The 21,370-nt window shown below is 57.9% G+C and carries 14 protein-coding genes; 7 read left to right on the forward strand and 7 right to left on the reverse strand.

Going from position 1 to position 21,370, the window contains the following annotated elements; genetic code table 11:
* Window positions 1-234: 234 nt before the first annotated feature.
* The 3 genes from GSQ91_RS10590 to GSQ91_RS26050 all read left to right on the forward strand — a co-directional run bounded on the left by GSQ91_RS10590 (window position 235) and on the right by GSQ91_RS26050 (window position 6,743).
* The gene (locus tag GSQ91_RS10590; RefSeq protein ID WP_158821525.1) at window positions 235-1,818 is read left to right on the forward strand and encodes a sulfatase-like hydrolase/transferase; all 1,584 of its coding nucleotides are present in this window, start codon (window positions 235-237) and stop codon (window positions 1,816-1,818) included.
* 84 nt (window positions 1,819-1,902) lie between these two features.
* A complete protein-coding gene (locus GSQ91_RS10595; RefSeq protein WP_158821526.1) occupies window positions 1,903-6,555 on the forward strand; it encodes a DEAD/DEAH box helicase in 4,653 nt (1,550 codons plus the stop codon).
* Window positions 6,552-6,743, forward strand: coding sequence for a DUF5522 domain-containing protein (locus GSQ91_RS26050; RefSeq protein WP_158821527.1), 192 nt, complete (start codon window positions 6,552-6,554; stop codon window positions 6,741-6,743). The genes GSQ91_RS10595 and GSQ91_RS26050 overlap by 4 nt, the downstream gene beginning before the upstream one ends.
* A gap of 75 nt (window positions 6,744-6,818) precedes the next feature.
* Here the strand turns inward: GSQ91_RS26050 and GSQ91_RS10605 are convergent, their stop codons facing one another.
* The 5 genes from GSQ91_RS10605 to GSQ91_RS10625 form a co-directional block, all read right to left on the reverse strand.
* A complete protein-coding gene (locus GSQ91_RS10605) occupies window positions 6,819-7,724 on the reverse strand; it encodes a tetratricopeptide repeat protein (protein WP_158821528.1) in 906 nt (301 codons plus the stop codon).
* A gap of 113 nt (window positions 7,725-7,837) precedes the next feature.
* The gene (locus GSQ91_RS10610) at window positions 7,838-8,884 is read right to left on the reverse strand and encodes a VWA domain-containing protein (RefSeq protein ID WP_254064494.1); all 1,047 of its coding nucleotides are present in this window, start codon (window positions 8,882-8,884) and stop codon (window positions 7,838-7,840) included.
* A 187-nt stretch (window positions 8,885-9,071) separates the two neighbouring features.
* Window positions 9,072-11,285 (reverse strand): VWA domain-containing protein, encoded by a 2,214-nt coding sequence (locus GSQ91_RS10615; protein WP_158821529.1) that lies wholly within the window; start codon window positions 11,283-11,285, stop codon window positions 9,072-9,074.
* 95 nt (window positions 11,286-11,380) lie between these two features.
* Window positions 11,381-15,040, reverse strand: a complete 3,660-nt coding sequence (locus tag GSQ91_RS26055; protein ID WP_256370374.1) for a TonB-dependent receptor — start codon at window positions 15,038-15,040, stop codon at window positions 11,381-11,383.
* Between the two features lie 97 nt (window positions 15,041-15,137).
* Window positions 15,138-15,953 carry a hypothetical protein gene (locus GSQ91_RS10625; protein ID WP_158821530.1) on the reverse strand — a complete coding sequence of 272 codons (816 nt, stop codon included), beginning with the start codon at window positions 15,951-15,953 and terminating at the stop codon, window positions 15,138-15,140.
* Between the two features lie 170 nt (window positions 15,954-16,123).
* Between GSQ91_RS10625 and GSQ91_RS10630 the strand changes: the two genes are divergently transcribed.
* Window positions 16,124-16,369 (forward strand): hypothetical protein, encoded by a 246-nt coding sequence (locus tag GSQ91_RS10630; RefSeq protein ID WP_158821531.1) that lies wholly within the window; start codon window positions 16,124-16,126, stop codon window positions 16,367-16,369.
* Window positions 16,370-16,590: 221 nt separating this feature from the next.
* Window positions 16,591-16,782: a hypothetical protein gene (locus GSQ91_RS10635; RefSeq protein WP_158821532.1), complete on the forward strand. Its 192-nt coding sequence runs from the start codon at window positions 16,591-16,593 to the stop codon at window positions 16,780-16,782.
* Here the strand turns inward: GSQ91_RS10635 and GSQ91_RS10640 are convergent.
* A complete protein-coding gene (locus GSQ91_RS10640) occupies window positions 16,772-18,412 on the reverse strand; it encodes a CTP synthase (RefSeq protein WP_158821533.1) in 1,641 nt (546 codons plus the stop codon). The genes GSQ91_RS10635 and GSQ91_RS10640 overlap by 11 nt on opposite strands.
* 177 nt (window positions 18,413-18,589) lie before the next feature.
* Between GSQ91_RS10640 and GSQ91_RS10645 the strand changes: the two genes are divergently transcribed.
* Both GSQ91_RS10645 and GSQ91_RS10650 read left to right on the forward strand, forming a co-directional pair.
* Entirely contained in the window at window positions 18,590-19,081 is a 492-nt protein-coding gene (locus GSQ91_RS10645; RefSeq protein WP_158821534.1) for a YraN family protein, read from the forward strand.
* A 24-nt stretch (window positions 19,082-19,105) separates the two neighbouring features.
* Window positions 19,106-19,609 carry a hypothetical protein gene (locus tag GSQ91_RS10650; protein ID WP_158821535.1) on the forward strand — a complete coding sequence of 168 codons (504 nt, stop codon included), beginning with the start codon at window positions 19,106-19,108 and terminating at the stop codon, window positions 19,607-19,609.
* A gap of 55 nt (window positions 19,610-19,664) precedes the next feature.
* On the opposite strand, the gene GSQ91_RS10655 is transcribed toward GSQ91_RS10650, so the two are convergent.
* Window positions 19,665-20,909 carry a porin gene (locus tag GSQ91_RS10655; RefSeq protein WP_158821536.1) on the reverse strand — a complete coding sequence of 415 codons (1,245 nt, stop codon included), beginning with the start codon at window positions 20,907-20,909 and terminating at the stop codon, window positions 19,665-19,667.
* Window positions 20,910-21,370 lie beyond the last annotated feature (461 nt).

Here is a 21,370-nt window from a genome sequence, read left to right on the forward strand (position 1 = left end):
GCAAAGAGTGGTTATCTTTTCCTGGCAAATCTTGTAGCTCCCCATGTGGTGCGAGCAGGCGATAGCATTACCCTCTAACTTCGCATCTTCGGTGTCATTCAATAACATCACTCTTTCTTGATGAGCCACGGTCTGTAGACCGTGGCTCTCTGCTGTACCTATAGGGGATCTGCTATCAGCGAAAGAAATCTCATGGACCATGGCCGCCTACACAGTGGGCCGATGAACAGGCTGATGCGAAGTGCAGGCGTCGCGCTGGGTTTGACGACGATCTACGTGATACGGATCGTAGATCCTCTTGTAGATGCCAACCATATGGCTATCTATCACTGGAGCGGTCGTCCACTCGTTCTCTTCGGCCCGATCGTTCTCAATTTTCTTGTCGTGTGGGCAGTCCTGACGCTGCTGCTGTTGTTGGTGCAAACTCCTGGAAGAACACGCGCTGCGGTATGGGGCGCGATCATACTCTTTACGCCTTCGATTGTTCTTGAGGACCTGGGTCTTCTCCCGTCTTTTACGCCGGCCCATTGGGAGCGGTTGGCTCTCATCAGCTTTGCAATTGTCGCCTATGGTCTCCTGATGTTGCTTTGGCGTCCCGCGTTTGCAGAGCGATTCGAGCACGTGATTGGCTTTGCATCGACGGTGCTGCTGTTTGTGGCAATCAGCGGGGGGATACTCTTCTTCCAACTTGTGCGGTTCGGCTGGCAGGCAAGGTCGCTCAATGACCAGTTGCCGCTGCACCATTCGCAAATTGTGCCGACTGCCGAAACAAAGCCGCGAATTATCTGGATTGTGCTGGATGAGCTTTCGTATCAGCAGGTATATGTGAACCGCTTCCAGGGCCTTCAGCTTCCCACCTTCGATGCGCTCGCGAATGAGGCAACGTTGTTCACCCATCCCATACCCGCCAGCATACCGATCGATACGAATATAAGGACTGAGAAAATATTGCCTTCGCTGCTGACCGGTAAACCTGTGGACGCTCTGCACTCGACGCCGGCAGGACAACTGTCTATGCACATTCCGGATGCAGACGCATGGCAGCCATTCGATCAACACGATACCGTCTTCCAGGATGCTCTGGGCGCCGGTTACAGTACTGCTCTCGTGGGTTGGTATAACCCGTACTGCCGCCTCATGCCTGCGGTTCTTGACCATTGCTTCTGGACATTTTGGGATAATCCACAGAATGGTATGCTTCCGGGCGGAACACTGGCATCCAACCTGCCGCAGCCGATTCTCTCGGTCGTGATGTCGCACGGCCTTCCCCGGGCCTTGAAGCAGTTTCTGCCAAAAGACTCCGTCGACACGAACCCTCATATTGCGGACTATAGGAATATTTCGGATGCCGCGGATAAGGTGCTTCTTGATCGTTCCGCGGGTTTTGTTTTTCTGCATCTTCCGATTCCTCATCCCAGTGGAATCTACAACAGGAAGACTGGCCAACTGACTACGGATTCATCCACCTACATTGATAATCTGGCGCTTGCGGACAAGTATCTTGCTCATGTTCGATCAACCCTTGAGCAAAGCGGGCAGTGGGACTCTTCTACCGTGGTGATTATGGGAGATCACAGTTGGCGCATCATGGATTGGAATGGCACCTCTGACTGGACAGCTGAGGAACAGAGCGCAAGTTTGGGCGGGCAGTTCGACAATCGCCCACTCTACATCGTGAAGCTCGCGGGCCAACATATGGGTACTCGCATAGACACACCCTTCCACGCATTGGGTACCCGCAAGCTGTTGGACGCCCTACTCACACAAAACATACGGTCTACAGAAGATCTATCTACCTGGGCACAGCGGGCGCACTAAGTTTCAACCGTCCGGCGAGCCTCCGTGAAGGCTGGGCAATGAGTTTGTCGAAGCGAACAAACTGCGAAGAGATACAATATCCCCATGCACACCGGGGCCCTCGCGCAACCCGAACTCGCACAGGACACCCTAGCCTGGGCGCATCCGGTCGTGCAGGAGTGGTTCCTCACGAAATTCGGCTCACCCACCGAGCCGCAGATTGCGGGTTGGCCCAGCATTCTGCGCGGCGACGCTACCCTGATCTCAGCACCCACCGGCTCTGGTAAAACACTCGCTGCGTTTCTGGTTTGTATCGACACCTTGCTGCGCAAAGCTATCGAAGGCCGCCTCCCGCAACAGACGGAGGTCGTGTATGTCTCGCCACTCAAGGCGCTCTCGAATGATGTGCAGAAGAACCTCGACGGGCCGCTGGCGGAGATTCAGCAACTGGCCATGCAGCGCGGCTATCTCTGCCCGGAGATCCGTACCGGCGTTCGTACGGGCGACACGCTGGCGAAAGATCGTACGGCGATGCTCAAGCATCCGCCACACATCCTGGTCACCACGCCCGAGTCGCTCTATATTCTGCTTACTGCAGGCAAGCCTCGTCAGAACCTTACGCGCGTGCAGACGGTCATCGTCGACGAGATTCACGCCATCGCCGATGACAAGCGCGGCGCGCATCTCGCATTGTCTCTGGAGAGATTGGCCGCGCTGGTCTGCGGAGAGAATCGCTTGTCGCCCGGAGCCTTTCTAACCGGTTTGCCGAAAGCTCCGCAGCGCATCGGTCTTTCGGCGACGCAGAATCCCATCGAACTCGTCGCGAACTTTCTAGTCGGAGTGAACTCGAGCACTGATGTGAACTCGGGCTTCGCTTTGAAGGGGACGGGCTTCAGCCCGTCCGTTGACTTGCCCAAAGGGCAAGGGGCTTTAGCCCCTGAGGGAATGCGCAAACCCGCGACGATCGTCCAGGTAGGCCAGCGCCGCACGCTCGATCTCGCTCTTGAAGTGCCGTCTGATGAACTCGGCTCCATTACCAGCACAGCGATGTGGAGCGAGATCTTCGATAAACTCGCGGCCTTAGCCAATCAACATCGCTCGACGCTGGTCTTCGTTAACACACGTAAGCTCGTCGAGAAGATCAGCTTCGAGCTCACCCAGCGTCTCGGCGAAGAGGCTGTTGCGGCGCATCATGGAAGCCTATCCCGCGCTCTGCGTCTGGATGCAGAGCAGCGCCTTAAGAACGGTGAGATCAAGATCCTCATCGCCACCGCGTCGCTTGAACTCGGCATCGACATCGGCAGCGTCGACCTCGTCTGCCAGATTGCGACAACCCGCGCCGTTGCGGTCGCGATGCAGCGCGTTGGCCGCGCAGGTCACTGGCGAGGAGCCATACCTAAAGGCCGCTTCTTCGCGACGACCCGTGATGATTTGCTGGAGCAGGCCGCCCTGTTGCGCAAGATGGTCGCCGGCGAACTTGATCGCCTCGAGGTTCCCGAGCTTCCCATCGATGTGCTCATGCAGCAGATCGTCGCGGCGTGTGGTGCCGAGTCGTGGGACGAGACCGCACTCTACGATGTGGTGCGCCGCGCGTGGCCATATCGCAACCTCACGCGCGAACACTACGACGAACTTCTCGGGCTGCTGCATAACGGTATCGAAAGCTCGCGCGGACGCTATGGCGCATACCTGCTGCGTGACCGCGTGCAGGGCCAACTCCATGCCCGCCGCGGCGCCCGCATGATTGCCATCTCCAACGGCGGCGCCATCCCCGATACCGCGCTCTACAGCGTGATGCTACAACCTGAGAACGTGCAGATCGCTACGCTCGATGAGCACTTCGCCGTCGACTCATCCCCGGGCGACGTTGTGCTGTTAGGCAATACGAGCTGGCGCATCCAGCGCGTCGATCCCGCAGGCAAGGTGCTGGTAGAAGATGCACACGGCGCGCCTCCGAGCATCCCGTTCTGGGAAGGCGAAGCCCCACAGCGTACCTCCGTTCTCTGCGATGGTGTCGGCGATCTTCGAGGAGAGATAGATGCGCGCACCCGTGGCGTCACTCCGAGCACCGTACACGCTGCAAACGCAGAAGTCGCGGACTGCATCATCTGGCTCAAGCAGAACTGCTTCGTCAGCGACTCCGCCGCGTTGCAGCTCACCGCATACATCGTTGCGGGCCGCACGGCGTTGGGCGCTGTGCCGACCAAGACCACCATCGTTGCTGAGCGCTTCTTCGACGAAGGGGGTGGCCAGCAGCTCATCCTGCACGCACCCTTCGGTGGCCGCATCAATAAGGCCTGGGGCCTCGCGTTGCGCAAGCGTTTCTGCCGAGGCTTCAACTTCGAACTGCAGGCCGCAGCTACGGACAACGGCATCAACATCTCGCTCGCCGAGCAGCACAGCTTCCCACTCGCGGATGTCTTCCAGTTCCTCACCGAGCACACGGCCAAAGAGCTATTGGAGCAGGCGGCTATACCGTCGCCACTCTTCAAGAATCGCTGGCGCTGGGCCGCAGGCCGCTCGCTGCAACTGCTGCGTATGCAGAAAGGGAAGCGCGTCGCGCCACAGATCCAGCGCATGCGTTCTGATGATCTTCTGGCGAGCGTCTTTCCGCATGCATCAGCCTGTCCCGAGACGATGGTCGGTGACATCGAAATCCCCGATCATCCGCTTGTTCGCGAGGTGATGAAGGACACTCTTGGCGAGGCGATGGACCTCGAAGGCCTGCTTGCGATTCTGCGCGGCATCGAGTCGGGGACGATTCAATGCATCGCCATCGACACGCCTGCTCCGTCGCAGTTCGCCCACGAACTCATCAACGCAATGCCGTACGCTTTCCTTGACGACGCAGGTATTGAAGAACGTCGCGCGCGAGCTGTGATGATGCGCCGGGCGCTGCCTGATACCGTTGCCGACGGTGCAGGACGTTTGGATCAAGCAGCTATCGATACGGTACGCCAGCAGCTCTGGCCAGACATCCGGGACGAGCATGAACTGCACGATCTCCTGCTCTCGCTGGTCGCGCTTCCTCTTGCCTTTGTCGAAACAGCAGGGAAGCCACAGACCGCGCAGCACTGGCCGCTGTACTTCGAACGTCTTGCCGCAAAGGGCCGCGTGCAGGTCATCGAAGTTGACAGTGCTCCCGTATGGATCGCTACGGAGCGCCTCGCTGATGCCATGTTGCTTTGGCCAGACCTTGTGTCTTCCACCAACGCTGCGATCAAGACAGCTAACTCCCGCGATGCTGTAACGACCCAACTCACCCAGGGCTGGCTACAACTCCTCGGTCCCACCACTGCCGCACACCTTGCCGCGCTCCTGCACCTGCATCCGCGCTCGCTGCATCAGGCGCTGCTCGCAATGGAGATGCAGGGCCTTGCGATGCGTGGCGTCTTCGAACGCACGAAACCTGCGGACGAGGCACCGCACGATATCGAATGGTGCGAGCGCCGCATCCTGCAGCGCATCCATCGCCTCACGCTCGGCACACTGCGCAAGCAGGTTGAGCCCGTTGCTCCCAATATATTCATGCGCTGGCTGCTGGACTGGCACCATCTCGCACCCCAGACGCAACTCGCCGGTGAAGAAGGAGTCCTCTCGGCGATCGAACAGCTGGAAGGCTTCGAAGCTCCAGCCGTCGAGTGGGAGCGCACACTGTTGCCTGCTCGCATCGCAAACTACGATCCTCGCTGGCTCGACAATCTCTGTCTCGCCGGCGTCATTGGATGGGGACGCATCTCTCCGCATCCTGCATGGCTTGCAACGACCGACGCATCCGCTCCCCGCCGTGTAATTCCCACGACAGCCGCTCCGATAACATTCTTTCTGCGCGAGTCCGCCGAGTGGCTGCATCATGCACTCGAAGCGAAGTGTGTCGAAGAAAAGGTCCTGGCACAATCTCTTTCGCCCGAAGCGCAGCAACTTCGTACTCTACTCGGGGAACGTGGTGCAGCCTTTACCGCCGACCTGCAACGTCTTAGCGGTCTCACGAAGCTGCAGACCACGACAGCGCTCTGGGAGCTCGCCACCGCAGGCCTGGCATCCGCCGACGGCTTCGATCAACTCCGTGCCATGATGGACCCGCGCCGCAAGTCCGCCGCTGTCGCGCAGACACCGGCAGTCAGCCTGCGCAAGCGTGCCGCTGCCCGCACGACTGCTGGGCGTTGGTCGCTTCTCTGTGAACCCACCGTTGGTCTCCCCATAGATTGTCTCCCCATAGATCCTGGGCCGCAAGCTTCTATCGCTCGTGCCAAACAAAATGCCGTTGCGCTCGACGCTCACGCCCGCATCCTGCTCTGCCGTTACGGAGTCCTCTTTCGCGACTTGCTCACCCGAGAGTCGAACGCCCCCAAGTGGCGCGATCTTTTACCCGTGCTGCGCCGCCTCGAAGCTCGCGGCGAGATCCGTGGGGGGCGTTTCGTGAGCGGCCCCTTCGGCGAGCAGTATGCCCTTCCTGAAGCCGTTGATTCACTCCGCGCTGCTCGCCGCGAAGCTGCTACGCGCGCTAACGAATCGCCGATTACCGTGGCTGCCGCCGACCCGCTTAACCTTGCAGGCATTACCGTTCCCGGTGAGCGCGTGCCTGCGGTTCCCGGCCGTGAAGTTCAATTCCTCAATGGGGCAGTCGTCGAAGACGAAGCATCCATACCCGCTATCGTTTCTCCGAAACGCAAACGCTCTATCGCCGACATGCTTCGCGCTGCCGCTGTTCCTGCACGCACGGCACAGGTAGTAGTGTCACCAGGGCTCTTCCCATGAGTGACCCGCGCGACTCGCAACTCGAAACGGAACGAACCCTCGAGACGGCCAACTCCTCGGCAGAGAACGACCTCCTTCGCCCGGAAGACTTCTACATGGAGGGCCCGTACATGGTCTTTACGGAGGCTTATCATCTCCGCCGTGGCTACTGCTGTAACTCCAGCTGCCGGCATTGTCCCTACAAATAGAAACCCGGAGGGGCATGCTTTCATACATGCCCCTCCGGGTGTGGTGTGCCGTCCGGTTTCAAAGATTGACGTTGATCAATTTAAGTTCATCGATGTCTCTCTCAGGCTCGGTGCAATCGTGCCTGTTCGTTTTGCTTTTAGCTGATCGGTGTCGTTCAACATCTGGAGTATCTGGGGATCTTTCTGATAGGCCTGCAACAGAACATCGGTGCGTAAGCCATCGCGCACATCGTAGCCGTTCTCGTAGGCTTTAGCCAGCCACAACCGTGTCTCGGCATCCTTGTGTTCATGCGCATACAGCTTGGCTATCTCGAAGCATAGTTCGCTGTAGTTCTCTGTGCCCACGATATGCGCGGTTGTTCCGCCGGTATCGCGCTCCAGCATAATCCCCGGGTCCAGCTCGATGGCTGTCGCAAACTGTCTGCGAGCCCCATCGATGTCTCTGCTCCCGAAGTACGCCATCCCAAGGTTCGAGTGGTATACCGCCGACTTCCTGTCCAGCTTCGACGCATGTTTGTAATCCCCGATCGCCGCTATATAGTTCTTCACGACGTACTCGGTTACGCCGAGGTTGTTCCACGCAATGGCGTCTTTCTTGTGCAGACGAACGGTGCGTAGAAACATCTCGTGCGCCATCGCGTTCTGGCGCAGTTCCAGCCGCGTGACGCCCATCTTATTGAGCAACTCGCTTACGTCGCCGCCGCGAGCCATCGCGTAGCCGTAGTAGTCCAGTGCGTCTTCAGGAAAGCGTCGAGCACGCAGCACATCTCCCGCAGTCTCGAGGGACGCTGCGCTGGCTGTTTCAGGGTTGGGAAGATGAGGTGCAATCAATGCCCATTCCGGCCCGCTGTGCATCAACGCACGCTGCTCCGGAGAGGCTATAGGCGCATCTCTAAGTTGGGTAGTTTGTTGGGCGAGGGTGTAGGCCGCAGGGCACATCACGGTCAAGAGAGAAATAAGAGCTACAGTGTGCAGACGCATCACGGAGCCCCTCCTTTTTTAGCGGCTTCCATTTTGGACCTGCAATCTGGAATCCGTCAAGGGGCTGCTGCAGAAAAGCGTATTTCTCTGAAGTCGGACGATCTGCTGCCGAATCAGGGTTGTGCGTAGTATCCGTCGTGAGTACGAGCGAAAAGCCCGGGTTTCGTCAACTTGATCTCGATGTGGTGGTATTCGTCGCGATGTTCCGCCGGCGACGCTTCGAAGGTGATCTCGTAGTAGGCTGCGGTATCCGCGAGGCACTCCTTGAGCAGGGAGGCGATATCGTTGCTGGGGTTGACGACGAGGCCGCCACTCTGTGCGGCGAGGACCTGCAGGCTGAGGTTGCCAATTTCGACCTGGCTGGGCTTGCTGACTCCCTTGAGAAACTGTTCATAATAGTTGGTCCGGCCGACGGACGCGCCAGCCCCGAGCGGATCGACTGCATAGAGAGTAACGCGGGCTTCACGAAGCTGTGTGGAGAGATCCGCGATCTCGGAGAAGAGCTGCTGTTCTTGTTTGTTATCGAGTTCGATACGTGGGCCTGAGAGAATCGGCCATCCGGGTGAGATCCACAAAATAAGCTTGCGTCCGGGAAGGGTTGCTTCATGCGCCGTAAGCTGACGCAACGCGGTGATCGAGATCTGAAATTGTTCCTCGGCTCCGTATACCCCAGAGGATCGGCGAATGCTTCGCAGTCCGACAGTGTAATTATCGAGGTCGGCACTCAGTGCGTTCCCGTCTTTGGTGAAGCCCTTCTGTATATGGGCTCCATCATCCGATAGGAAGGCGAGCGAGGTGGGGTGGTCGAGATGGCCGGCGTTGGCGCGCAGAACTTTGTCGACCTGGTCACGAATGAAGGAGACGTTCTGGTAGGTCGTATTAACGGAGTCGATCAGAAGGATGATCTCTACGGGGGCATCGTTCTCCCTCACCGCACGAAAAGAGGTGATTGGCTGTGGAGCTTTGTTGTCCAGAAGCGTGAAGTCCTGTTGCTGAAGGCCGCCGACCGGCGGTCCGCCTTTCGCTGAGACGACGACGTCGAGATGGATCGTGCGGCTGGCGGGTTTGGCGGAAGGTGGCTGCAGTTGCTGGGCAGAGGCTGTTGCCAGGCATAGGAGAGAAGCAACAAAAACGAGACCGGAACGTGATTGGATGAACATGGATCCCTTCGTTCGACCGAAGATATTCTGATCGATTCGCCTCAGCGGTGCGATGCGTGCGAGGTCTGGAAGAATTAGACGTTATCGGCGGCTGTGGAGTCTCTAAGAAAATGCTCACTGCTGTCGGATGTGCTGTCCTTGGAACGCCTTTGCTGGCAGAACAGCTCTCGACACCCCCTAGCCAACACTACTGTGTGGGTGCCGGGCTGGCAGCCGGAGTTGCCTGCGGTGTCCCCGCTGGAGCCGCCGTTACCGCTGCTGGAGTCACTCGGAGAGCCATCCGCGGGAAACTAAAGCTTCCATCCGCATCGTCAATCACGTTCACCTGGCAGATGTAAGTTCCAGCCTTCAACTGCGCGAGCGGCACATCGAACTGGAACGCCACGGCTCCGCGGTCCGGCACATTGATGACATTCGCCGTCACCAGCGGCGTCTCATAGACCTTTGTGCCGCCGCTCAAAAACTCGATGCTGGTCAGTACATGCACCGGGCCGCCCTCGCGCCGCCCTAGTCCCGGAGAAGTCGCAGGCTCCGCTGCACCCTTCTGCTTGGAGGGGTCATAGACCTCGTACAGAAAGTACAGGTGCTGGTCCTGCCGGAAGACATGCGCGACATTGGGCACCCACTGCAGGCCATCCCGCACCAAGAGGTTATTGGAGTTCTTCGCCGTGTTGGGTGTGCGTTGACTCGCAAGGACAACAGAACTCAGCTTTAGCGGGACCTTCTTCAGATCGGGTACGCGGATATCCGTCTCAAAGCTGCCCATATTGCCGCTCTGGTTCTCGCGCACCACAAACTTTAGGTGATACTTGCCGGGTGCGAGTGAGAATCCCGTCGAGTACTGGATGTTCTTCCGCTGTACCTGTTGCGATTGGTCGAGCGCGAGCTTCACCGTGTCGCGCACATTCCCCACGGCGAGCCCTTGCGCGTCCCGCACCTGGCCAAGAATATCGAGGCTCGCCTTGTCGCGATCGCCATTCTTCACAAACGGAATCTGCGATCCCGGAACGATCAGGCTTACCGGAACGAAGAACAGGTTTTCGCTCTGCCGGAAATACAGTGCTTGTAGATAGACCGCAACATCAGTTGCAGGAAGGTCGCTGCGCATCTGCTCGGTCATCGCGAGCTCGCGGTCTTCGGTCTTCTGGTGCTGGAAGTCGGCCGGGGCATAGTACCCCGGGCGGAAATCGATCTTCACATCTTTGCGGTCGACCGTAACAGTCAGGTGGCGAAACGTTCCGTCGTGAGCCTGGTTAGTCGAGTGAAAGCCGAGAATATAGTAAGCCTCGGTATCGTGCTGCACCTGCTGGAACGCAGGCGCAAAATCGTTGGAGTCGAAGAACGGTTTGCCGCCCGTGTCCGTACTCAGTGTGGCCAGTGTCTCCTGCGAATTGAAGTTGGCGCTGAACTGCGCCGTTACCGCAGAGCCACTGTAGGCTGAGTTGCCCCGCAGGCTACCTTTGCTGGCGTCGCCAACCGGTGGCAATGCCTGCAGTCCTCGCGCGTCGACACTATAGATCGCGAGATTCGCCTTTGCGGCTTCATTGGTGGCCGCGCGCAGGCTTGCCTGGTTTTCGATGCCGTTGCGTGTCAGCCCGCCGGAGAAGTACAATATTGATTTGCGCTGGTCCACGCGTTCCAGGCTCTTCGAAATAGCGCGTATGGCCAACAGTTCGCGATCGGTGTTCAGGCTGTTGTATTCGGTATCGTCGGCCGCGAACTGCGTTGTGTCGTCGCTGGTGCCGTCGGTTGTTCCGGTGCCGCCATTGGCAAAGCCCGTCTCGTCGCTGCCGTTGTACTTCGCGAGTCCCTTCAATAGCGCTGCTTTGTCACTAGTGAAGTCCTGATCCATGTTCAAGCCGGTAGACATGCTTACCAGTGCGACCAGATCGGCTGGCTGCATCTGTTTGTTCACGTAGTCGGTAGCGGCATCGACCGCGCGGTCGATGTCCTCATCCTGCATTGAGCTCAGGTCGAAGAAGATCACGATCAGGCGATGGTCGCGAAGCTGCTTTGGGCTGGCCGCAAAGTTGTTCTCGAGCAGGTCGGCGATCGATGCCTTGCCTGTTGCCGTCGTCTTCTCCGCGAGCACTGCGGCCTGGTCGACGTTCTGATAGTCGAAGCTGATGATGGTCTGCGGCTTCTTGTCTTCGACGATGTGAAAATCACTGGCTTTCAAGCCTTTTACCAACTCGCCGGTCTTCTTGTCGCGCACCACAACGTTGTTCAAAACGATGTTGGCATTCACTGTCATCGTGTATTGGCCCTGAGCATTTTGCTGCGGAGTATTCGCCGCCTGCCCCCGCACTGTCGGGGCCTGCGTTGCATTCTGCGCAGCAACGTCCAGCGGGTTTCCTAACCCGAGCACAACCACCGTCAAAGCCGCTACAAGACGCCGCATCTTGAAACTCCTAACCAACCACTCAAAACTCGCTAACTCATCCCTCAAAACTTGACGAAACAAAGGGTTCGCCTCGAACTATTTCTTTCCTAGTCCTAGAATCTGTATCGAGCCTGCACCAGCAGCGCTCGCATAGCCGCGGCGCTTGAAACCTCGCCAAAGTTAGCGTTGTTCAGTGTCGTGTTGATGCCGCTGTACTGCACCGTATTGAAGACGTTGCTCGCCGTCACCCGCGCTTCAAACGAGCTCGTGCCTCCGAGCTGAACCGTACGCGATAGCGAGGTATTTACCGAAACCGTTCCTGGGCCTTCGATCGATCCCTGTGAGGCGTTTCCGTACTGGCCTGATGCCGGGGCTACGAACGCTGCTGTATTGAAGAACTCACCAACCTTTCCCGGGCCTTTCAGTGGCTGCGTGAAATCGCGATCCGGCCGCAGGGTAATGGTATTGCCTGACGAGGCCTCTGCCTGGTTGCCGGTGTACGTCGGCGTGAAATAGGTTCCCGTCGCGAAGGTGAAGGTGCCGCTCAACGAAAATCCGTCCAGCAGTTTGGACGACAATCCACCTTTATTGAAGAAGGCGCGGTTGGGTCCGAACGGTAGTTCAAGGACCCAGTTGCCCGTCAGGTTGTGCCTCTGGTCGAAGCTCGAGTTGCCCTCTTCAAGATCCAGTCGATAGAAGTTCTGTACGGGGGGACCGACGGCTCCGCCTACTCCAGACGCATTGTCGATGGTATGCGAATAGGTATAGGTAAAGCCCAGCGCGATGCCTTTCTGTTGCCTCTTCTGCGCGCTGACAACTAACTGATTGGAGTGCGACCCAGCAGCCGACTCTTCATAATCGAACGGCGCAATACCCGGTGTGGTGGTACCTGAAGGCGTTCCATTCGGAGAGCCAACGACATCCAGATTGCTTCCCTTGGATCCGTTGTAGCCGAGGTTGAACACAATGCCGAGTGGGAAGGTGCGCTGAATGTTTAGGTTATAGACCTGCACCATACCCAGCCGGTAATTTTTGTCCACCGCCCAGTTGTTCTGGATCGTGTTGTCCGTCGAGCATCCAAATCCATTTGCCAAAGTAAGGGTCGGATTTGGTGTCGATGGTGTGAGCGTGGTGCAACCTGTAGGACTTGGAGTCGGGTTGGTCGTAGTGGGGGTAGGAACAGCGTTCGTCTGCGTATTGGCAAACGGTACCTGCTGGGAGAGAGACTTCGCGAAGGTCGCAAACTGGCCGGTGTTGTAGTTGATGCCGTAACCGCCGCGCACTACGGTGTCCTTGGTGAACTTCGGCTTCCAGTCAATGCCGAAACGCGGAGCGAACATGGTCCGGTCGGGGTTCACGAGGCTGGTGGGATACCCGGGTGCGCCCGGTTCTATCGGTTGGATCGAGGCCGCACTGAACGTATCGTCATGTGCCAGATTTACGAGCCGGTTGTTCTTCTCGGTGTAGGGTGCGAAGTACTCATAGCGCACGCCATAGTTGATGGTCACGTTCGCTAGTGCCCGGAAGTCGTCGGTCACATATCCGTCGTAAACATTCTCGCGCAGATAAGTCTTGTATAGCCCCGCCTGGAGGCTTGTGCTTTCGGGAAGGCCGAGCAGAAAATCTGCGAAGCCGTTGCCGCTCGTCTGTCCTACGGTTCCGGCTAGTTGATCGGCGGGACTCGCCGTCGCATAGCCGGTAAAGGTGTAGGAGCCCAGTGGATTGTTGCCGCCGATGGAGTCCGTATGCACACGTCGGATATCCAGCCCATAGCGCATGTTGTGTTTCTTGCGCCGCCAGGCCACAAAGTCAGAGAAGCTGATCGTCTGATTGATCGTCTGGCTAGGCGTCGTGTTGGAAAGCCCTGCGAAGTTTGAAATGTTCAACGAAGCCAGGCCGTTATAGAAGCGTGGATCGGCAAAGCCGCCGGCCTGATTGGGAATACTCAGTCCGGCCTCGGCCGATGGGTCGGTTTCAGTATCGGTAAAGTAATTGCGTGTTAGCGAATTCAACTTGTTCCAGTTCAAACTGGCATTGTTGGAGAGCCGTCCGTAACCGACCGTATAGCCCGCATTCAACGAATTGCCATCGCTCTCCGTCTTTCCTCCAAGCGGTAGAAAGATATTCCGCTGATCGTTCGCCGTGTGCGAGTAGTTGTACGCGATATTGATGTTCTGCCGCAGAGCGGGTGGTGCATTCGAGTTGCCGCTGCGTCTTCCTCCGCCCCCACCCCCACCCCCACCCCCGAAGCGGCCTATCGGCGTATTCGTCGCGGAGCCGAGTGTTCGCACGTAACGTGTGTTGATGGCGACATTGTTGCTGCCCTCGTTCGAGATCGTCTGATAGTTATATCCCTGCGCATTCGTCGGAATATTAGGGGCGGGATAGTAGTTCAGCAGCGCCTGCGCGATCGATGATATAGGTACGCTCGCATTCGCCAGATTGTTATTGGCGATCGGCTGGCCCGTCTTGGGGTCATAGAGTTCGACCTGTTGGGCCACGCCGCTGACCTCTTGTGTCGACTGCGAGAAGTCTCCATCCCGCTCCTGTATCGTCGGTACGCGTGATGGCCCCCCGATAAACGCGTTCAGGTCCTTCTGCCCTGTCAGGTTGAGGAAGACAAACTGTTTCGAATTCGCTCGGGTCAGTCCTGGAATATAGGGTGAGCCTCCGATGGTCAGTCCATACTTGTTGGTGTATCCCGACGGGTTTGTCTGCGGCAACAGTGTTGGCTGCCACTGCGCGGAGTTCAGCGCTAGATTAGTGCTCTGGTAGAAGATGCTGCCGTGCGGCTGCGAGGGATTGAAGTTGCGAAACGCTCCACTCCCAAACCCTCCTCCGCCACCACCGCGTCCTCCTCCGCCACCACCACCGCCGCCACGTCCACCACCACCGCCACCCGGGCCGCCCATCATGCCACCGAGCATGCCCACGATAGCGTTGGTGGGATCGCCTCCTTGCGGTATCAATCCACTGGCCTGGCCCTGTGCCACGGCATTCTGAATACGCTGCCGAATCTCATCTTCGCTGAAGTTCGCGAGTCCGTTCGTCTGCCCAGTCTGGCCGCTGACTGTGACAGAATCCGTTGCCACACCATTGTCGCCGCTCGACAGTCCCGACAGTGTTGGCAGGTTTGTACCCGTGTTGCCTCCGCTGGCTGTTACATCCGTAGTGTCCTGTTCTCCCGCGTTGAGGCTAAGGCTCTGTACTCCGCGCGTCAGGCCCGTGCTATTTGCACTTGTGGTTGCAGCAGCCTGCTTCGCTTCGGCAGCCTCAGCGCGGCTGGCTAACTCCATGCCGAAGTCGGTGGGCTTCTCCACGATGGCGATCCCTTGCTGCGCTGCCTGCGTCTCCACCCCAGTCAGCACGGTCTCCAGCGTTGTCGTGGCAAATCCAGCCAACTCCGCGCGCACCACGTAGCGTCCGTTGCGAGGAATCTTCATCGCATAGGCACCGTCGATGTCGGTCGCTGTTGTGTACTTCTTCCCCGTCAACGTATTGGTCGCGGTGATAGAGACTCCTGGCAATGGAACGCCACCCACTTTGCCTGCTGTTCCGGCAACCACTGTCCCGTGAATCGTTCCTCCCTGCGTTGCAGGGGTGCTTTGTGTTGCGGTTGCGGTGCTCTGTGGGGCAGTCGTGCTGGGCGTTGCTGACGCGGGAATCGTCTGGGTGTTTGTGCTGTTCGCGGCCGGCGAAGCGGTGCTCTGTGCCTGGGCCGCCATAGCCACTAGCATCAGTGACGCACATCCCACTGCCGTCTGTCGTTTCATCGTCCAAGCCGCCACGTACACTCCCTATGCCACCGAATGCTTCGGCTGATCACAAGCCAACTAATCTCCAACAAGTGGGACGACTGTCGCGCGAACGCTACCTGGTTCCTGGCCCGGCTGTCCCTGCCGGGGAAGGGCTGGCCGCCGGTGCGGCGTTGGGGGAGCCCTCACCGTTGCGTCGATGTCCCTGACCGGGCGTGGCCACCGTCAATTGCGCTGGCACAAAGACCCCTCCCTTTACTGAACCGGATCCGCCCACATTGTCGCCAACTTTTATGTCGGCCAGCGTGATGCTCTCTCCCGTAGAGGCCGGGGCGCTGGCAGCCGCGCCGCCTGTACCCTCGCCCGCACCCATTCCGCCACCCATCCCTGGTCCACGGCCTATGCGTCCACGCTTGAATGAAGTTGTTTCATCGAAGCCGATGGTCTGTGCGACGCCGTCGGGCCGCTGCACCGTCATCTTCGCGTTGTCCGCGTCGATTGCTGTTACCTTGCCTGCGATGTAGGTCTTTCCGAGGTTTTCCTTCAGCGCTTTCAATTGGGCAGCATCAGTAACAAACAACATCGCTGCGTGCAGCGTCTTGTTGGGTGCGTCGAGATTACCGGCTGCCATCACACCATCGCCCACCTTCACGTCGGTGAGCTTCACGGTGACTCCGCGACCCTTCATCAGCCGAGTGTTAGCGGTAGTTACAATCTGGTACGTCCCGCCATCCTCGGCCTTCACGGTTACTGTTGTGCCGCCTACAGCGGTTACCTCGCCTCCGACCCGCTGCATTCCAGCAAACTGTCCTCTTTGGCCCCCACCAGCGCCTTGCTCAGCCGACTCCTGCGCCTGTACCGAAAAGGCAGGGAAGAGCATCCCGCTCACAAACATCGCCAACGCTGTCACCTTGACCAGTTGTCGCCGCATTGTCCGTACCTCCTGCCTCTTACTTGGGCAACCCTATCGATAGAGACGGGTTTCCGCAGCGGAAGACGCGGGAGTGGACAGAATTATTCGTGATCGTGTCTAGGGTGTTCTCGGATCGAAGTGGCTTCAGATCTCTTCCTGACAGCCGAATTCTGCGTTAACATCAAACTATGCAGGTGACTCTCGACATTCCGGAAGCCCGTTACCGTGAGTTCGAAGAACGGGCTGCTCGTCAGCACCGCCCTGTAGCTGATGTCGTGCTCTCAGAGGCCCTCCGTAGTGAGACCGATGAGGAGTTTAGGCAGCGTATGAAAGACCGCTATCCGCTGATTAAGAGTGATCGCCCGGGCAGTATGAAGATACCCGAAGACGGTTTCAACGACATCATGTTTGCGGCCGACGATGAACTTGCTTGATGTGAATGTATGGGTGAGCCTTGCCCTTCAAACCCACCCTCACTATTTCCCGGCTCAGCAGTGGCTCGCTCAGCTTGGGCCTCGAGAGCAACTGTCCTTCTGTCGCCAGACTCAACTCGGTCTGCTTCGTGTCCTAACATTGCAAGCAGTGCCCGGTACCCCCAGGACTCACGCAAGCCGAAGCCTGGATTCTTTATGAAGCATTTCTTGCAGATCCGCGAATGACATTTATTGATGAGCCAGATGGCTTGCAGGAAATCTTTCGTCGCCTCTCGTTCCGCGACGAAGTCTCACCCAAACGCTGGGCCGACGATTATCTCGCCGCTTTTGCGCTCTCCGCCAATCTCACCCTTGTCACCTTCGACAGCGCTCTCGCTGCGCGTGTGCCCTCATCCATCCTGCTCAGGCCTTGACCTCTGTCTCCACCACGCTCTGCGCCTTTAGCAAACCCCGATTCGCATAGCTGGCCTTCACAAACTCATGAAACAGCGGATGTGGCTCCAACGGCTTCGACTTAAACTCCGGGTGGAACTGGCAGCCGAGGAAGAACGGATGCTCTGGAATCTCCACAATCTCAACATACGTCGCATCGGGAGTCGTTCCTGTCAGCCGCAGCCCCGCGCCAGTCAGAATGGGCTCGTACTCGCGGTTGAACTCATAGCGATGCCGATGCCGTTCTGAGATCTCTGTAGTGCCATAGGCCTTGGCGGCGAGCGAATCCTTCTCCATCACGCAGGTCCAGGCCCCCAGGCGCATCGTTCCACCCATCTCCTCTACGCCAATCAACTCGCGCAGCTTATAGATGATGCGATGCGGCGTAGCCGGGTCGAATTCGCCGGAGTTCGCGTCCGTCAAACCACACACATTGCGTGCATACTCGATACACGCCGTCTGCATGCCCAGGCAGATGCCAAAGTACGGCACCTTGTTCTCTCGCGCATAGCGAATAGCATTCAGCATGCCTTCGATGCCGCGTTTGCCGAATCCGCCCGGCACCAGAATTCCATCGAAGCTCGTCAACTGCGACGCATAGTCCTCAACTTCCAGGCCTTCGGCTTCGAGCCACGTCACCTTCAGCTTCAGGTTCTCGGCCAGAGCTCCATGGACCAGCGCTTCCTTCAACGATTTGTAGCTGTCCTCATACTCCACATACTTCCCGACGATGCCGATCGATACCTCATCTATCGGATGGTAGGCCCGATGCACAATGTCGACCCACTGCGAAAGGTCCGGCACCTTCGTCTCCAGGCGCAGATACTTCATCGCCAGCGTATCGACATTTTCAGCGGCAAGATTCAGGGGTACCTCATAGATCGACGGCACATCACGCGCGACCACCACAGCGGCCTCTTCCACATTGCAGAAGGCCGCAATCTTCGACCGCATCTCCTGCGGCACAGCTCGGTCAGCGCGGCAGAGCAGAATGTCCGGCTGGATACCGATGCTCAGCATCTCCTTCACGGAGTGCTGTGTCGGCTTGGTCTTCAGCTCCTGTGCGGCGGCGATCCATGGGATGAGCGTGACATGCACGAAACAGGTATTGTCGCGCCCCAGTTCCTGCCGCATCTGACGAATGGCCTCCAGGAAGGGCAGCGATTCGATATCGCCGACAGTCCCGCCGATTTCGACGATGGCGACGTCGCAGTCCGCGCCGATCTTTTTCGCCGCATTCTTGATCTCGTTAGTCACGTGCGGAATCACCTGTACCGTCTTGCCCAGGTAGTCTCCGCGCCGTTCCTTGGTGATGATCTGCTCGTAGATGCGGCCTGTGGTCAGGTTGTTGTCGCGCGACAACTTCGCATGCGTGAACCGCTCATAGTGGCCGAGATCGAGATCGGTCTCCGCGCCATCGTCGGTGACGAAGACCTCGCCGTGTTGGAACGGCGACATGGTGCCCGGATCGACGTTCAGATACGGGTCGAATTTCATCAGGTTGATGCGTAGTCCTCGCGCTTCGAGCAGACACCCGATGGAGGCTGCAGCGAGCCCCTTACCTAGCGATGACACAACACCGCCGGTCACAAAGATGTACTTTGCTGACATAGCCGCGACCTCTTCAAATGGTGATTTGGGTTGTGCTTGGTGTGCACGTCCAAGTATATCGTTGATCCTGTGCAAGACTCGTCCTGGGGACGTTATATTGGGCGCAGAGGTCGGTTTTACAGCGTTTGGGGGCAGATTGGGCTCCCATAAACATTATTCTCACGCTATTCTCTCCGCATGGGCCTCGCCAAGCTCTCGCTCGCCATGGAACGCCGCGTCTACTTCATTCTCCAACACCTGGCAGACCGCCGATCCAGCCGAAACCCCAGACCTCAGCACCTCCTCACTGGCGAACGTGGCGAGGACGCAGCCTACTTCCATCTTCGCTCCCTCGGTTACACGGTCGTTGCGCGCCGCTGGCGGGCAGATCGCATCAAAGGAGACCTTGACCTCGTCGCCTGGGACGGAGATACGCTCGTGGTCTTTGAGGTCAAGACCCGCACCGCCCGTGACCTCGCCGCTGCCGAAACCCAAGTCGACCTCTACAAGCAGCGCACGCTCCGCCGCATGGCTGCAGCCTATCTCCGGCAGATTCCTGAGCACCATCGCGATCGTGTCCCCATCCGCTTCGATATACTCTCGGTCTACCTCCTGCCCGGAGGCGCCGAGTTCGAACACTTCCGCGATGCCTTCGCCTACCAAGCCGAATTACGCCGCTTCGGTGTCTAATATTCCAGAAGAGGAAACCGAACCATGAGTCTGATGGACGCCCCTGCCTACGATCCACGCCGCGACAACCGTAACCGCAACCTTTTGATCGCCGGCGGAGTGTTCCTTGTGCTCGCTATCGTGCTGACGCTTGGCGGGTACCTCCTGGGTCACGGATGGCTTTTCTCCAACCTCGGCGCCGAACACAAAGTGAATAACTTCTTCGACGCTCTCGAGGCGAAGGACTACTCCAAGGCCTTCGGCATCTATAACAATGATGCCGACTGGCAGCAACACCCCGAAAAATACTCTGGCTATCCCCTTAAGCGTTTCACCGAAGACTGGACGATCGACAGCCCCGTGAAAGGGCCCATCGTCTCGCACCACGTCGATATCTCGAAGACCGACGGCTCAGGGAACTTTGGCACAGGCATCATCGTCGCCGTGCGGGTAAACGGCGACCACAAGCTCTTCATGTATGTGACCCGCGCCGATGGCACCATGACCTGGCCCGCTCCGCACGAACTCAGATACGGTTCTGATAACTAAGCCAAGGTGGGCGATCTCGATGCGAGATCGCCCACCCTGGCCCAAGTGCAGGGATCTAGCGCTTTGGACCGAAGAAGGCCACCACACCAACCTCGACAGTGGATTGGCCTTCGACCAGCTTTGAGGTCCCTTTGTGGAAGTAAGGTTGATCGGATCCATCGCGACGATATTCCAGTCGCGCCAGCAGGCCTTCGGGAATCTTATATTCACCGGTCGCCGTGAACTCGTTCAGCTTCTGATGTATACCCGTCCCAATAGCGGATCCTGTGCTCGTGCCGTCTGCAAGATATTCATACCGGCCTGCAACCGCGAGCGTCCCCGTAGCCTGATAGTGTGCTGCTACGGCGATGCCTTGTAAGTGGTCAAGGCTGCCCGTCGTGTAGATCGATGGAGCTACAAGAACCGCGTTGCGATTCTGAAGGTAGTCGTAGTTGATATAGGCGTTGAACTTCGCAGTCGGCGTCAATAGCAAGGTTGTGTCGAGTAAGTTGCGGAAGCCCTTATTCGTGCCTGTATTCTCCGGCCCGGTGTATAAGTTTCCCGACCATGTGTATTTGGTCTTGGTGTAGACACCGGTAAAACCAACGGTCTTTCCGCTGTTATTGTCCGAGAAGTTATTCCAGCCATTCACTACTTGCACACCGCCGGTAAAGGTCTTGGTCACTGGCATCGAGGTTCGCAGACCTACATGGTAGTACGGGATTGCCAGGGAAAATAATAGGGAACGTGAGTAGTTCCAGTTGTCTTTAGTCTCGATTACTTCAGCGCCGGCTGAAGTTACAAATTCACCGAAGTCGGCTTCAAATCCTTTGGCCTTGGTGGGCTTCCAACTTACGAAGGCCTGCTCCAGGTGTTTGAAGTTCGGCTCGCTCGCCATGATGGTGTTGAAGGTCTTGCCAAATCCCAGATCGATGCGGAACCCAACAGGATCGGGATCGTGCGACATGGTCAACTTCGCCATATTCAGGCTGAAGGTGTTCGCATCGTAATCGAAGTTACGCAACTGATTGCCGTCGGAACTGACCGCCGGATGGTTCGCGTTGAAGTTGTAGTAGCCATCTACCAGTCCACTGAAGTCGATGGGTCCGACACTCCACACAGAGGCTGTGGGTGATGCAGCCGGTGTTGCTGCCGGTGTGGTCGCAGCAGGTACTGCTGGCGTAGCCGCAGTCGTGGAACTTGACGAAGGAGTTGGCGACGTTCCTTCCTGAGTCTGTGCCTGGCATCTGACAAAGCATGCTGCACAGCATCCCAGGAGGAGCAGGCTGATCTTCACAGAGCTATTGCGGACAACAGTCATTAAGTGTTCCTTTCAGATGGGATTGTGTGGAAATGCAGATATCCCTCTCGTTGCGACGCAGGTGTTCCTGTGGCCCGAAGGTCATGGAGTGGAGCGAATAAGTCGAACCAGGTTGTGGTGTATCTGGGGTATAGCATCCGGACATATGCCTTTCCTAGTGCGAAAGACATGCATCAACAGATTTGATAGACAGCATGAAAGAACGCTATGCGCGCTGCTGCTTCGACCTCAAGCTGTGAGTGGCTGGAATGTCAATGCAGCCGCGCCGACTAGGAAATGCTGATGCGGCGGATAAATATTTGTTTTACCCGCAATCGATGCTTGATGCTTCCCGCCCGGCTGTGTACCGTACAACTACCGCAATAGCAATCGGGCACTCTTTCATGCCAAGACATACGTGGCGCCGTGGGCGTGTACCTGTTTTCGGCATGACTTGTCCTCCCGTCGCCTCCGCGACGCTC

It is taken from the genome of Granulicella sp. S156 (genome assembly GCF_009766105.1).
Lineage (GTDB): Bacteria > Acidobacteriota > Terriglobia > Terriglobales > Acidobacteriaceae > Granulicella.